16 protein-coding genes are annotated in these 13,138 nt (G+C 41.5%); 1 reads left to right on the top strand and 15 read right to left on the bottom strand.

Annotation, left to right across the window (positions count from 1 at the left end; translation table 11 throughout):
- Positions 1-165: 165 nt before the first annotated feature.
- From FTV18_RS12480 to ureE, 14 genes are all read right to left on the bottom strand, one after another.
- A complete protein-coding gene (locus FTV18_RS12480; protein WP_004785842.1) occupies positions 166-879 on the bottom strand; it encodes an outer membrane protein OmpK in 714 nt (237 codons plus the stop codon).
- Between the two features lie 121 nt (positions 880-1,000).
- Positions 1,001-2,356 carry a nucleobase:cation symporter-2 family protein gene (locus FTV18_RS12475; protein WP_180018255.1) on the bottom strand — a complete coding sequence of 452 codons (1,356 nt, stop codon included), beginning with the start codon at positions 2,354-2,356 and terminating at the stop codon, positions 1,001-1,003.
- 34 nt (positions 2,357-2,390) lie between these two features.
- The gene (gene uraH / locus FTV18_RS12470; RefSeq protein ID WP_034704325.1) at positions 2,391-2,711 is read right to left on the bottom strand and encodes a hydroxyisourate hydrolase; all 321 of its coding nucleotides are present in this window, start codon (positions 2,709-2,711) and stop codon (positions 2,391-2,393) included.
- A complete protein-coding gene (gene uraD / locus FTV18_RS12465) occupies positions 2,708-3,211 on the bottom strand; it encodes a 2-oxo-4-hydroxy-4-carboxy-5-ureidoimidazoline decarboxylase (RefSeq protein ID WP_180018258.1) in 504 nt (167 codons plus the stop codon). The genes uraH and uraD overlap by 4 nt, the downstream gene beginning before the upstream one ends.
- A gap of 142 nt (positions 3,212-3,353) precedes the next feature.
- Positions 3,354-4,319 (bottom strand): allantoinase PuuE, encoded by a 966-nt coding sequence (gene puuE, locus FTV18_RS12460; protein ID WP_180018260.1) that lies wholly within the window; start codon positions 4,317-4,319, stop codon positions 3,354-3,356.
- Between the two features lie 78 nt (positions 4,320-4,397).
- Entirely contained in the window at positions 4,398-5,519 is a 1,122-nt protein-coding gene (locus tag FTV18_RS15760) for a hypothetical protein (RefSeq protein WP_179992542.1), read from the bottom strand.
- Between the two features lie 52 nt (positions 5,520-5,571).
- The gene (ureC, locus tag FTV18_RS12450; protein ID WP_180018262.1) at positions 5,572-7,272 is read right to left on the bottom strand and encodes an urease subunit alpha; all 1,701 of its coding nucleotides are present in this window, start codon (positions 7,270-7,272) and stop codon (positions 5,572-5,574) included.
- Between the two features lie 33 nt (positions 7,273-7,305).
- Positions 7,306-7,617, bottom strand: a complete 312-nt coding sequence (locus FTV18_RS12445) for an urease subunit beta (RefSeq protein ID WP_005235571.1) — start codon at positions 7,615-7,617, stop codon at positions 7,306-7,308.
- Between the two features lie 9 nt (positions 7,618-7,626).
- Positions 7,627-7,929 (bottom strand): urease subunit gamma, encoded by a 303-nt coding sequence (ureA, locus tag FTV18_RS12440; protein WP_004785859.1) that lies wholly within the window; start codon positions 7,927-7,929, stop codon positions 7,627-7,629.
- A gap of 162 nt (positions 7,930-8,091) precedes the next feature.
- Positions 8,092-8,967: an urease accessory protein UreD gene (locus FTV18_RS12435; protein WP_218945567.1), complete on the bottom strand. Its 876-nt coding sequence runs from the start codon at positions 8,965-8,967 to the stop codon at positions 8,092-8,094.
- A gap of 43 nt (positions 8,968-9,010) precedes the next feature.
- Entirely contained in the window at positions 9,011-9,577 is a 567-nt protein-coding gene (locus tag FTV18_RS12430; protein WP_180018264.1) for a HupE/UreJ family protein, read from the bottom strand.
- Between the two features lie 13 nt (positions 9,578-9,590).
- Positions 9,591-10,205, bottom strand: coding sequence for an urease accessory protein UreG (gene ureG, locus FTV18_RS12425; protein ID WP_004785864.1), 615 nt, complete (start codon positions 10,203-10,205; stop codon positions 9,591-9,593).
- An 81-nt stretch (positions 10,206-10,286) separates the two neighbouring features.
- Positions 10,287-10,952, bottom strand: coding sequence for an urease accessory protein UreF (locus FTV18_RS12420; protein ID WP_179992536.1), 666 nt, complete (start codon positions 10,950-10,952; stop codon positions 10,287-10,289).
- On the bottom strand, positions 10,939-11,421 hold the full coding sequence (ureE, locus tag FTV18_RS12415) for an urease accessory protein UreE (protein ID WP_180018266.1): 483 nt from the start codon (positions 11,419-11,421) through the stop codon (positions 10,939-10,941). The genes FTV18_RS12420 and ureE overlap by 14 nt, the downstream gene beginning before the upstream one ends.
- Before the next feature lie 249 nt (positions 11,422-11,670).
- Between ureE and FTV18_RS12410 the strand changes: the two genes are divergently transcribed.
- The gene (locus FTV18_RS12410; RefSeq protein ID WP_004785869.1) at positions 11,671-12,375 is read left to right on the top strand and encodes a phospholipase D family protein; all 705 of its coding nucleotides are present in this window, start codon (positions 11,671-11,673) and stop codon (positions 12,373-12,375) included.
- Positions 12,376-12,436: 61 nt separating this feature from the next.
- On the opposite strand, the gene urtE is transcribed toward FTV18_RS12410, so the two are convergent.
- A complete protein-coding gene (gene urtE, locus FTV18_RS12405; RefSeq protein WP_034705325.1) occupies positions 12,437-13,135 on the bottom strand; it encodes an urea ABC transporter ATP-binding subunit UrtE in 699 nt (232 codons plus the stop codon).
- Positions 13,136-13,138 lie beyond the last annotated feature (3 nt).

The following is a 13,138-nucleotide window of genomic DNA, read 5'->3' as shown; positions in this document are numbered from 1 at the left end:
AGTGATGGGAGAGAATGTTCAAGAGTGGATTCTAAATGTTCAGATAAAGACATAAAAAAATGAGCGTATTTACATACACTCATTTTTACTACATTTTACTAAAATTTGCTTAACTGACTGGCATTACTTATCAATAAGGGCTTTTAAATTTCTAATTTATTTTTCTTAGAAGTGATATTTCACTAAAGCACTCACGTTATTTTCATCTGCGTCCGGAATACCGTATTTGTTATTCCAGACCGAATGCTCAATACCGAGATATAAATTGGTATCTGGAGAAATGTGCTTGCCGACATTCCATTTCCACTGAGTCGTCCAGTTCATCTCGCTCGCATGATCATCTTCAGCAGTTGACCAGTCCAGGAAGCCATCTACCAGGAATTCTTCAGTACCCAATTTAAATGGCACACCATAAGTCAAGGTGAGCTGATAGTCATCTTCCATATTTTCGTTATTTACACGATAAAGATTCACGCTGGCATAATTGAATTTTGGAATAGCCAGGTCGAAACCTACACCGTACAGGAAGTTATCAAAACCTTCACCACCTTCCCAAGTCGTTGCCACCAAAACATCTTTCACTGGACCAAATGCCAGCTTTTGGCCTGAAACTTCACCCAGACTTAAACGTGGTGAAAATTCAAAATAGCTTGATTTAATATCATCGGAACCACGCATACGGTCAATGAAAAAGAAGACATCTGCATATTTAACTTTTGCAGCGTATTCAACAGTTAGGGTTGCCTGTTTTTCATCTACAACTTCATAGTTTTCCCCATAAAGCCCAGTAACGCTAAAATCCTGCCAGACTGGTTTTGCCTGTGCAGATGCTGCACCCAATGCAAGTAATGTTGCAGCAGCAACTTGAGTAAATTTCATAAATAAGGTTCCCCAATGGAATTAAAAATCTCATTCTGGATTAAGCAAGAACAAAGCCAACTTTTTTAATTTTTGATAAAAAAGCCCATGACTGGCATGGGCATATGGAGGAAATCAAACTTTAATGCAGCGTTTCTGCGACTTTTTCCGGAACCTCTGTTTTTGACTTAAACATTGGCAGATGATTAAACAGAATGTTTAAAAGGATCGCCATTAAACAGGTTGAACTGATGCCAGAATGGAACAGGGTTTGGAACCATTTAGGGAAATTGGCATAGAAAGAATAGTCAATAATCGGGATCATGCCTGCTGCAATTGAAGTTGCAACAATAATCAGATTTTTCTGCTCGTTATAATCTATTTTCGCCAAGGTGCGGATACCACTCGCAGCCACTGTACCAAATAGCACCAATCCTGCACCACCAAGTACCGGAACCGGAATTGCGGCGATTAGTCGGCCCATAATTGGAAGTAATCCCAAAACCACTAAAATCATACCGCCAGCAGCGACCACAAAACGGCTTTTAATCCCGGTAATGGCAACCAGCCCGACGTTTTGTGCAAAAGCACTTTGCATGAATGAACCAAAAATCGGTGCAACTGCACTTGAGAACATATCTGCACGCAGACCATTGGAAATACGTTCTGAATCTACTTTGGTTCCAACAATTTCACCTACAGCAATAATATCAGCCGTTGTTTCAGTCATAATCACCAGCGTCACGATCAGCATGGAAATGATTGCACTGAGTTCAAAAGTTGGCATGCCGAAAGCAAAGAAACTCGGAAATTGTACCCATGCACCATTGCCGACTTTACTAAAATCGCCAAAACCAAACAGATAAGCCAGCACTGAACCCAATACGATCGCCAATAAAATAGATAAGCGACGAATCGAGGCATTTCTGCTCAAGTTTAGACAGATCACAATAGCTAAAGTCATCACGGCCAAACTGATATTTTCAACGCTTCCCCATTCAGGTGCATTTTTATTGCCCCCCATCATCCAGCGAACGGCTACGGGTAAAAGTGATAAACCGATAATCGTGATCACACAGCCGGTCACGACTGGCGGGAAAAAACGGATAATTCTAGAAAAATAAGGCGCAAGGAAGAAACCAATTAATGAAGCTATGATGACTGCACCATAAACAGCTGATAAGCCGCCACCTGTAGTTACAATCGCCACCATCGTCGCCACACCCGCGAAGGAAACCCCTTGTACCAGTGGCAATTTAGCCCCGATATATTTCACTCCAATGGTTTGTAAAATCGTAGCCAGACCGCCAACAAACAATGCAGCCGCAATCAATAAACCGATTTGTGTAGCTTCCAAACCTGCGGCAGTACCCACAATGAGTGGTGGTGCGATAATACCACCGTACATGGTCAATACATGTTGCAAGCCATAGGCTGCACTTTTGCCTGCGCCCAGATATTCATGTTCTGGTGAAATGTTTGTGCTTTGTTCTGTCATTCTTTTTCTCTCCCTTAAAGCTTGAATAAAAAAATCAGCTTCCGCGATATGTGGAGTACGCGAATGGGCTGATCAGTAAAGGAATATGAAAGTGCTGAGAGGCATCTTTCACCTGAAAATGAATGACTGCTTTAGGAAAGAAAGTTTCTAGACCTAAGCCTTCAAAATAATCAGAAGTAGCAAATTCAAGACTGTATTTACCTTCCTCAAATTCGGTTAAACCAAAATCTGTGACTCGACCATCTGCATTGGTAAATGCTTTACCGAGTAAGGCACCTTCTTCATCAAAAAGTTTGATCAAAACGTGTGCTGCAGGTTTGCCGAGATGCGTGTCTAAAATATGAGTGCTGATCATGCTTGCAGCTCCTGTGACAGTCTTAATAAAGCGATTTCCGCCAGTTGCGTATGGACAATACCTTTTTCGGTTTCCGGATCATTAACTAAACGGTCTTTCAAGGCATTCAGCACTTCTTGGCTATTTAAACCAGCCGCTTTAATCAGGAAGATATAGCCGTATTTTTTTTCATACGCGATATTGCCTTCTAGCAAAGCTTGCTGAGTTGCTTCGTCCTGAGTTATCGCAGCCTGTTCACGATTGGAAAAGTTTTTTTCAACTTCGCTTAATTCAGCCTGTGCCTTTTTTTCACCAATACGTGGATGATTATCCAAAGCTGCTTTGATTTCGTCCCAGGTCCAGGTTGTAGCCTGTTGTCTGGCTATATTCAATACATCTTCAACAGATGTATAAGGACGCTTTGCTTCAATCTGGGTCGACCAGCTCGGTATTTGCACACAGTGCTTTAAAAAGGTAATGGCCTCTTCTAGAGATGCCTGATTAAATTCAACGAGTTGCACTATTAAATCGCCTGATGATATTCATTTTTTGTTCAGTACAGGTTTTGCAATAACAGTGCCAAATCGTCTTGATCTTATATTTTTATATGATGTATAAAGCAAAAAAAGAGAACTCAAGGTTCTCTTTTTTAATATATTTTTCTCAGTTTGGTGCGTGATATTTATACCAATGTGCTGCAATATCACCCCGTCGGCAAATCCACACCTTTTCATGACCTTGCACATAATCGAGGAACTTTTGTAGGGCTTTGAAGCGTCCCGGCCGCCCTAAAATACGACAATGCATCCCGATCGATAGCATTTTTGGTTCAGTTTCACCTTCCGCATAGAGCACATCAAAGGCATCTTTTAAATATTGATAGAATTGTTCCCCGCTATTAAAGCCGCCCGGTGAGCTAAATTTCATATCATTGCTTTCTAAAGTATAGGGGATGATCAAATGAGGGCGTGTTTCACCTGCCTGATTGGTTAATGTGCTCCAGAATGGCAAGTCATCTCCATAGTTGTCGCAGTCATATTGAATCTGAGAAAATTCAGCCAGTAATTGACGGGTATTTGGACTATCCCGACCGGTATACCAGCCAATCGGTGCTTTGCCGAACAAGGTTTCCAGTACGCTAATTGCCTGATCCATATACTGGCGTTCAAGCTCAATTGGCATATCCTGATAATGCACCCAGCGCTGACCATGTGACACTACATCATAATTGGTTTCTTTAATCGCTTCGACTATATAAGGATTACGGATTAAAGCCATCCCAACCCCAAAAATGGTCATCGGCAGATTACGCTTTTTAAACTCGTTATGAATACGCCAGAAACCTGCACGCGAGCCATATTCATACATGGAATCCATCGACATATGTTTGTCTGGAAAGCTGGCTGCGCCAATAATGTCAGATAGAAACTGTTCTGAACCGGCATCACCATGTTCAACGTGGTTTTCACCGCCTTCTTCATAATTCAGTACAAACTGAACTGCGACACGGGCCTGATTGGGCCATTCTACTTTAGGTACATCACCATGATAGCCAATCAAGTCACGTGAATAAGGCTGGTTTCGAATTTGATCTATGAGTTCTTGTCCGCGTAGATAGGTACTGGTCACGTTTAATCCCTGATGTATTATATCAAACAGTAAAATTGAATAAGCGTGACAAGCAATTTATGCGCCAAAAAGGATCATTTAATTTCTTCTAAATTCACCTATTAGTTTTGCCAACTGTTCCATACCATCAAATGTAGTTGGAATCTTATCGTCAGATGAGACAAGTGGAGAAAAAATAATATTCTCAAATTTTTCAAAACCTACTGAATTTTTCTTATGTAATGTCTCTGAATCCTCAGCATAATTATGAATAAACTGGCATAACGCCATACGGAGTTCAAGTTGCATCATTTGAGATTGAATAGCACGTTTATCCTGAAGAGAGATTTTTAGTAAATATAAAGTTATTAAAATCAGAGTAATAAATGGAATTGAAACTAACCACATATTAGAAGGTATTTTTCCATCAAAATAGAAGAAAGCTGCAACCAGGGCTACAAACTCAGCAAAAGGGATTGTGAACATTGTTGTTGCAACGAATCCGTATGTATTTTTTGCTGCTTTTAATTCATCCTTTTTTTGTTCGTAAAGCTGCTGAAATCCTTTATTTAAACCTAAAAAGTCATATGTTAATTTAGTTTCTGCTAATTTTTGCTCCAATTGAAAAACTGTATTTTTCTTAATTTCAAATGACTTTTCCCATTTTTCTAACAACTCACTTGCTTGTTTTAAATTGCTATTTAATTCAGTTAAATTTTTAATTTTACTTGAATGAAATAACTCTTTAAAAATTTGAAATGGTAAATCTCTTTCCGCAAATTTTACATATCTACCGAATTTGGGATGTTTTAAATATTTTTCACTTACAAAGGTGCTAACGCTAGATACTTCTATGGATATAGAACCATTTACTCCGCCTAAGATAAATGTAAGCTCAGAAAAATAAATATTGATGAGATTCAAACTCAGTTCAAATAGATAAAGGAGATCGCTATCTTGCTTAGTGTCTTTATAAACCTTAAGTGCTTTACCAATTTCTGATACGAAATTTGATACTGGTTGTTTTCTACTATATTCAATTATTTTATCGAATTCACTAAGATCAGTATTTATATTTAATACCTGCGCAGCAGACAAAAAGTGGATAGCTATATTTACAATTTCATTAGAATTATTTTCAGTTTCTATTATCTTCTTTGCAATTAATTCGACCTGTTCAAAGGTGGACTTAAATTCCTGACTTTCGAATTTAAAAGTCATCTTCACCCTCATGATATAGTAGTAAAGATGACATCTTGATCTATTTATTCAGTTAAAACAAGAAATAACGTTGAGCCATTGGCAGCACTTCCGCAGGTTCACAGATCAGATGCACACCATCTGCACGAACTTCATAAGTTTCTGGGTGCACTTCCATCACAGGGCAATAACTATTATGTTTCATATCCTGTTTAGTTACCTGGCGCGTCGCCTTACATGGTGAAATCAACTTTTTCAGACCTAATTTTTCATGTACGCCATTCTCAATTGCAACTTTCGACAAGAACGTAATACAGGTGTTATGTACACCACGCGGATAAGCCCCAAACATCGGACGGTAATGCACAGGCTGTGGCGTTGGAATAGACGCATTAATATCACCCATCGGCGCTGCTGCAATCATCCCGCCCTTAATAATCATGGATGGTTTGACTCCAAAGAATGCAGGTTTCCACAATACCAGATCAGCCAATTTACCTTCTTCAACAGAGCCAATTTCGTGGCTCAAACCATGAGTAATGGCCGGATTAATCGTATATTTGGCGATATAACGTTTGACCCGGTTATTGTCTTTATAGGCAGTGTCACCTTCCAAAGGCCCACGTTGCACTTTCATTTTATGCGCCGTTTGCCAAGTCCGTAAAATTACTTCACCGACACGTCCCATCGCCTGAGAGTCTGATGACATCATGGCAATCGCGCCCATATCCTGCAATATATCTTCTGCAGCAATGGTTTCACGGCGGATACGACTTTCTGCAAATGCCACATCTTCTGCAATCGCTGGATCGAGATGATGACAAACCATCAACATGTCCAGATGTTCATCAATGGTATTGACGGTATATGGACGGGTGGGATTAGTTGAAGATGGCAATACATTCGGTTGACCAATGGCTTTTAAAATGTCCGGCGCATGTCCGCCACCTGCACCTTCGGTATGGTAAGTATGAATGGTTCGATTTTTAAAAGCTGCCAAAGTTTCTTCCAGAAAGCCACTTTCGTTTAGTGTGTCAGTGTGGATGGCGACTTGCACATCGTACTGGTCGGCTACAGTCAGACAGCTATCAATCGCTGCTGGTGTCGAGCCCCAATCTTCATGCAATTTTAAACCCACTACACCAGCTTTAATTTGTTCTGCAATTGGCTCTGGCTGGCTCAAGTTACCTTTACCCAATAAACCAATATTCATTGGTAAATCATCAATCGCTTGTAGCATTGTGGCAATATGCCAAGGCCCTGGAGTCACGGTTGTCGCAGAAGTTCCAGCTGCCGGACCTGTACCGCCGCCGACCATCGTGGTTGTGCCAGACATCAGTGCCGTTTCAACTTGCTGCGGACAGATCCAGTGAATATGGGTATCAATTCCGCCAGCTGTTAATATTTGTCCTTCGCCAGCAATGACTTCTGTAGCCGCGCCAAGTGGAATAGTAATATTTGGCTGAATATCCGGATTACCGGCTTTACCGATTTTCCAGATTCGACCATTTTTTAAGCCTATATCTGCTTTAACAATGCCCCACCAGTCGACAATCAGCGCATTTGTAATGACAGTGTCAGCCACTTCAGATGACAAAAGTTGTGATTGACCCATACCATCACGAATGACCTTGCCGCCACCAAATTTAACTTCTTCACCATAAGTGGTGAAATCCTGTTCGACTTCAATGAATAATTCAGTATCAGCTAGACGAACACGATCTCCTACAGTCGGTCCAAACATTTCGGCATAAGCACGACGTGACATTTTCATGATTTATAAACCCTTATAATTCTGCTGCAATTTTTATGAATCGAGCTTGCCCATGATTCGCCCGGCGAAACCGTAAACCTCACGTTTACCTGCTAGTGCAACCAATTCCACATCACGTTTTTGCCCTGGCTCAAAACGAATCGCCGTACCAGCAGCAATATTTAAGCGAAAGCCTTTGGCCAGCTCACGATCAAATTGCAAGGCATCATTGGCTTCAGCAAAGTGAAAGTGTGATCCGACCTGAATCGGTCGATCACCAATATTAGCAACAGTTACCTTCAAAACTTCCCGACCGACATTCATTTCAATATCGCTCTCAGGCGTAAAAATTTCTCCTGGAATCATGTACTGCTCCTATACGATCGGTTGATGGACAGTGACTAGCTTTGATCCATCTGGAAAGGTTGCTTCAACCTGCACTTCTGCAATCATTTCCGGAATGCCTTCCATGACATCATCACGTGTCAATAAGGTCGTACCATAATGCATTAATTCACTGACCGTCATGCCATCACGCGCACCTTCAAGCAGTGCCGCAGAAATATAGGCAATGGCTTCCGGATAGTTCAACTTTAAACCTCGGGCTTTACGACGCTCTGCCACCAGACCCGCAGTAAAAATCAGCAGTTTATCTTTTTCTGTAGGGTTGAGTTCCATAACTGGTTCCTCATTGATATATATGTATTTCTAAGCAAAATATGTGCAAGATTCGATATTTGGTGTTCTCTCTCCCTTTGGGAGGGAGTTAGAGGGAGGGTTTTAATAAATGTTTAATCACCTCTCCCTAACCCTCTCCTATAATGAGAGAGAATTAAAGGATTACGTCCGCCAAATTCTCGGAAATGCTTCATCCAGATCGAACCAATATCGTCTTAAACGAGCGCGAATCGCGGCAAAGCCATCATGGCATTGACGAACATCATCTCCCAGAAAACGTGCGCTAACTACATCGCCAAGCAAGGTCAAGGTAATCGGAACATCCATCCGCATAATGAGCTCACGAATCAAATCGAGATGCTGTTCCAGATAAAAACTCGCACGGTATTTTTCAGGCGGTACAGCCCAGAAGCTGCCCATCACCGCATGTCCATTCATGCCTAGACACGAACTGAGCCAGCGGTCATTGCCTTTAAAATTCAAGGTATCTGCAACCAGCAATTTGTCTTTACGCCAAAGCTGAAAACGGTTTTGATAAGCCCCCTGTGCAAACTGTTCATCTCGTGCCTGACGGCCGATCACCAGCATATCCCAACCGATAAAACTGGCTGCCGCATCTAAATGGACGATTGTTTCGGAACTGGCATTAGCCCCATCAAATAGCATGGTTTCTTGAGGTAGCCATTCAAAAATCGCATTGTCATTTAAACGGATGTGAATATGCTGAAAAGCCTGCTTGCCATTGGTTCTATACCATTTACCTGCGCCTGGTGTGGTCACCAAGGCATGAGCATTGGCATCTACCTGCATATCAAAAGTGAGATGATCCCCACTGGCAATCCCTGCTGGCGGATGCACGATAATGGCATGACAGATTCCGTTAGATTCAGGCCATAACATTTTCTGGATGCGTACCGGACCATGATGCTTGCGGTGCTGCAAAATGGTTCGCGTAGTCTGTTGCTGCGCCTGAAATCCCATTTCCAGACGTGCATACCATAAGTTCTGCTGTGTGCTTTTTTCTGCCAGTTCATGCATCAACAAATCAACTCAATTTCATCTGAAAATGATTTTCCAGGCATTAAGCCAGGCCAATGACAGCAACAACTGCAGCTAGACCACCAACGATCTGCTTGCCATAAGGCACATATTTTTTTACGAATGCACCCAGAGCCAAGCCTGCGCCATAAATCAAAGCCATTGCTGAAACCATGCCAACGATTAATAGAGATACATGTCCGCCTTGTCCCAATTCACTTCCATGCGCCACGCCGTGGAAGCTGGCCAATAAGATTGCAGCGACAGGCAAAACCTTATTCGATTTAGTCCACAGCGCAACAGCTAAAATGACCAGTGAAGCGATGATGCCTGACTCAGCCAGTGAAGTTGAAAGCAGACCCTTGCTACCGAGCACAAAGCCTGCAACCATCGCTACTGCCAGACCGATGAGACCCGAAATTTTCCAGCGTTGATTTGCAGTCCACATCAATACACCAAAAGCAATTGCCATCATCAGGTGATCTAAACCGGTAAAAGGATGGACAAAGCCAGACCAGAATCCATTGTGATGGTCATGTCCCGCGTGAGCCATTGCCAACATAGGTAAAGCAGCAATACCTGCGACCAGTAACTGTTTGAATAGACGCATGATGAATTTCCCCTTAAGACTTAAATAAACCTTGTTTTTCGATAAAGCTGATAATCTCGTTCAAGCCATCTTGTGTTTTCATATTAGAAAATAAAAATGGTTTATCGCCACGCATCCGCTTCGCGTCCTGATCCATCACCTCCAGGCTGGCACCGACCATTGGCGCCAAATCTGTTTTATTGATAATCAGCAAATCCGACTTGGTAATTCCAGGACCACCTTTACGTGGAATCTTCTCGCCACCGGCAACATCGATCACATAGAGAGTTAGATCGGACAATTCGGGACTAAAGGTTGCCGCAAGGTTATCGCCACCACTTTCAATAATGATCAGCTCTAGTCCATCAAACTTTTCACACAAATCATCAATCGCAGCCAGGTTAATGGACGCATCTTCACGAATCGCAGTATGTGGACAACCACCTGTTTCTACACCGACAATGCGGTCTGGTGACATCGCTTCATGACGGGTTAAAAAGTTCGAGTCTTCTTTAGTGTAGATGTCATTGGTCACCACTGCCATATTGTATTTTTCACGCAGTGCAAGACATAAATTCAGGGTTAAAGCCGTTTTACCTGATCCAACCGGACCACCAATTCCAACGCGTAATGGGCTACGTTCTGACATGTTGATTTCCTTTTTTACAATTTCTTGGCACCAGTTTTAATGATGCTTTTCAATCTTTTTACTGCTGCTCTGGTCTGAAGATTACGACCGAAATAAGCGTGAATACTGGGTTTCATGCGACATGCTCAACATGGCATATTGCGGTAATGCGCTGCTGATTTCATAATCGTTCAAAGCTAATGCAGCCTGTACAGCTTCAGGAATTTCCTGATGTAATTGCCAAATAATCCGCTGCCCGCTCATTTGCCCGAGTGGAATGGTTTTTACTGCTGCCAGCACCTGATTTTCCAAAACCGTAAAGCTATAAGCAGTTAATACATCGGCAAGATCTAAACCCAGCTCACCACATAAATGTGCGTACACCGGCACAAACCCTAATTGCTTTTTTACGCTCGGCGGCTGTTTTAAAACATCCCTAATCCATGCATTCAAGGAAAATGCCAACTGCTGAGATTCAGCCAGTAATTCTTTGGATTCTCGGCTGGCCCGATAGAGTTCTGCCCAATACTGAAACTGTTCTGCATCATCAAAAGTCTCTACCAGACGCTTGAGTACTGGAAGCTCAAAACGCACCAGCAGCATTTCCAATACTTCTTGGAAATAGCTCACACAAGAGGCTTCATCATGCACCATGCCTTTTTCGATAGCGCTTTCCACCCCTTGTGAATAACAGTACGCTCCAATCGGCAACGCCGTTGAAGATAGAGTCAGCAAGCTGAGCAGCTGAGACGCATTAGTGATGGACATGATGTAACGCCTTGATTGGGCTTAAACGGTGGTCATGCTGATGCTGTGCATAAGCCCCACTTTCAGGTTCAAATGGGTGCATGACTTCCTGAACTTCAAGGCCTAAACCTTGTACCATTTCAGCCAGTACATGATCTGGTTCAAAGTACAATGCAGTAGGTGTGAGCATTAGAGGAACATGACGATTCCCCAGATGATAGGCTGCTTTTAATAAGTCAAAGCTATTGTCCGTAGTCACCTGAATCAATTTTTCAGGCTTCGCATCGACCCGAAGAATGTCGCCCTGTTCAGTTGCTATAAAAGAACCACTACGCAAAATTCCTGTACGTGGTAAATCTGCACCAATATCAACACCATTTTTTAAAGTTGCACGAAAACGGCTCTTTTGTCGTGTATCGAATGTGAGTTCAAGAGACTCAAAATCACTTTCTGGTGCAATGTTTTCCAAACGTTGCGTATAAATTTTCATAACTACCCTACTGATGCTGATAAATCCTGTATTTGTTCCAAATTGAAACCAAATAATTTTTAGCATTTAAAATTTGCATCAAAATAAAGCAGTTATCGTGCCAACTTGGTTTTTTAAAGATTCTAAAATTGAATGAAAGATAAAATCTCAAATTTTTTTGTTGAGCTAATACGTAAGTTAAATTATTTTCTTGATTCAAAAATTTAAGCTAATATCTCTACAATGATTAAATAAGAATATGAGAAATAAATGGCAAAATTTTTAAACACAAGCGGAACAAATTTCTTTCTAGAAGAACTTATTAAAAATGCCAAAGAGCGTTTAATTTTAATTAGTCCATATTTGCGTCTCAATGATCGTATTAAAGAGCTATTGGAAGACAAAGATCGGCTAAAAATTGATATCCGTATTGTTTACGGTAAAAGTGATCTGCATCCTGATGAAATTAAATGGATGCAAAAACTGGATTATGTGCGTCTAAGTTTTTGTAAAAATCTACATGCAAAATGCTATTTGAATGAATCAGAGTGCATCATTTCAAGCTTGAATCTCTATGAATTTAGCCAAGTGAATAACAATGAAATGGGGATTCTAATCCGCAAGTACGAAGATAATGATGTATTTAAAGAAGCTTATGAAGAAGCACAACGGATTATTCGAATTAGTGATGAAGTCCGTATTACTTTAGATGAGGTAAAAGCAGAGACCATCCCAACTGAAGAGAATAAATCAGAAGAAAATACAGCGTTCACGAAGCTGACCACAGCGAAGCTTGCAGCAAAACTAGGCTTAAAAACAGCAGACACTTTTGAGAAATTGATTGCCAAAGGTTATCTAACACTCAATGAAAATGGAAAGCATTTTTTAACAGATGAAGGTAAATCTGCAGGTGGAGAATTCCGAACTGGACAATATGGCATGTATTTTTTATGGAGTGAGAATACAGAGATTTAATTATATTTATAAATCCCTCCAAACCTCCCTTTGTAAAAGGGAGGCTTTAAAAGCAGTATGACTAAATTGCTACCAGATCCCGAATACCTTTTTCCGGCATTTCGCTTCCAATACCTTGAGCAATCACTTGCCCACGTGCCATGACGGTATAACCATCTGCCAGTTCTTCAGCAAAGTCATAGAACTGTTCCACCAGAACAATTGCCATTTCACCGCCATCAGCCAGCTTACGAATTACCCGACCAATATCTTTAATGATAGATGGCTGAATCCCCTCAGTCGGTTCATCCAAAATGAGCACACGCGGTTCAGATGCCAATGCGCGAGCAATCGCCAGTTGTTGTTGCTGGCCACCGGATAAGTCACCGCCGCGTCGATACTTCATTTCTTCTAATACCGGAAAAATCTCATAAAGATGTTCCGGAACTTTACGGGTTTTGGCTCCTTTAAATTTCGCCATGCCAATCAAAATATTTTCTTCTACTGTTAGGGTTGAAAAGATATCTCGTCCTTGTGGCACATAAGCCAAACCTGCCCGTACTCGCTGTTCAGGACTCAGTTTGGCAATATCTTTGCCATCTAAAAGGATCTGACCTGATTTGATGGGCAATATCCCCATCAGACATTTCAGTAATGTCGTTTTACCAACACCGTTACGACCCAAAACCACTGAGCACTCACCGACAGGCGCATTGAAAGACACATCACGTAAAATGTGACTACCGCCATAAAACTGATTTACATCTTTAACTTCTAGCATCAG

Source organism: Acinetobacter sp. YH12241, assembly GCF_013417535.1.
In the GTDB taxonomy this organism is placed as follows: Bacteria; Pseudomonadota; Gammaproteobacteria; order Pseudomonadales; family Moraxellaceae; genus Acinetobacter.
This window is presented reverse-complemented; position numbering and strand designations above follow the sequence as displayed.

Bases quoted from the DNA above. Each gene is read 5' to 3' on its own strand.
- FTV18_RS12480 (WP_004785842.1), bottom strand. From the start codon at position 879: ATGAAATTTACTCAAGTTGCTGCTGCAACATTACTTGCATTGGGTGCA.
- FTV18_RS12475 (WP_180018255.1), bottom strand. From the start codon at position 2,356: ATGACAGAACAAAGCACAAACATTTCACCAGAACATGAATATCTGGGC.
- uraH (WP_034704325.1), bottom strand. From the start codon at position 2,711: ATGATCAGCACTCATATTTTAGACACGCATCTCGGCAAACCTGCAGCA.
- FTV18_RS15760 (WP_179992542.1), bottom strand. From the start codon at position 5,519: ATGACTTTTAAATTCGAAAGTCAGGAATTTAAGTCCACCTTTGAACAG.
- ureC (WP_180018262.1), bottom strand. From the start codon at position 7,272: ATGAAAATGTCACGTCGTGCTTATGCCGAAATGTTTGGACCGACTGTA.
- FTV18_RS12445 (WP_005235571.1), bottom strand. From the start codon at position 7,617: ATGATTCCAGGAGAAATTTTTACGCCTGAGAGCGATATTGAAATGAAT.
- ureA (WP_004785859.1), bottom strand. From the start codon at position 7,929: ATGGAACTCAACCCTACAGAAAAAGATAAACTGCTGATTTTTACTGCG.
- FTV18_RS12435 (WP_218945567.1), bottom strand. From the start codon at position 8,967: ATGCATGAACTGGCAGAAAAAAGCACACAGCAGAACTTATGGTATGCA.
- FTV18_RS12430 (WP_180018264.1), bottom strand. From the start codon at position 9,577: ATGCGTCTATTCAAACAGTTACTGGTCGCAGGTATTGCTGCTTTACCT.
- ureG (WP_004785864.1), bottom strand. From the start codon at position 10,205: ATGTCAGAACGTAGCCCATTACGCGTTGGAATTGGTGGTCCGGTTGGA.
- FTV18_RS12420 (WP_179992536.1), bottom strand. From the start codon at position 10,952: ATGTCCATCACTAATGCGTCTCAGCTGCTCAGCTTGCTGACTCTATCT.
- ureE (WP_180018266.1), bottom strand. From the start codon at position 11,421: ATGAAAATTTATACGCAACGTTTGGAAAACATTGCACCAGAAAGTGAT.
- FTV18_RS12410 (WP_004785869.1), top strand. From the start codon at position 11,671: ATGGCAAAATTTTTAAACACAAGCGGAACAAATTTCTTTCTAGAAGAA.
- urtE (WP_034705325.1), bottom strand. From the start codon at position 13,135: ATGCTAGAAGTTAAAGATGTAAATCAGTTTTATGGCGGTAGTCACATT.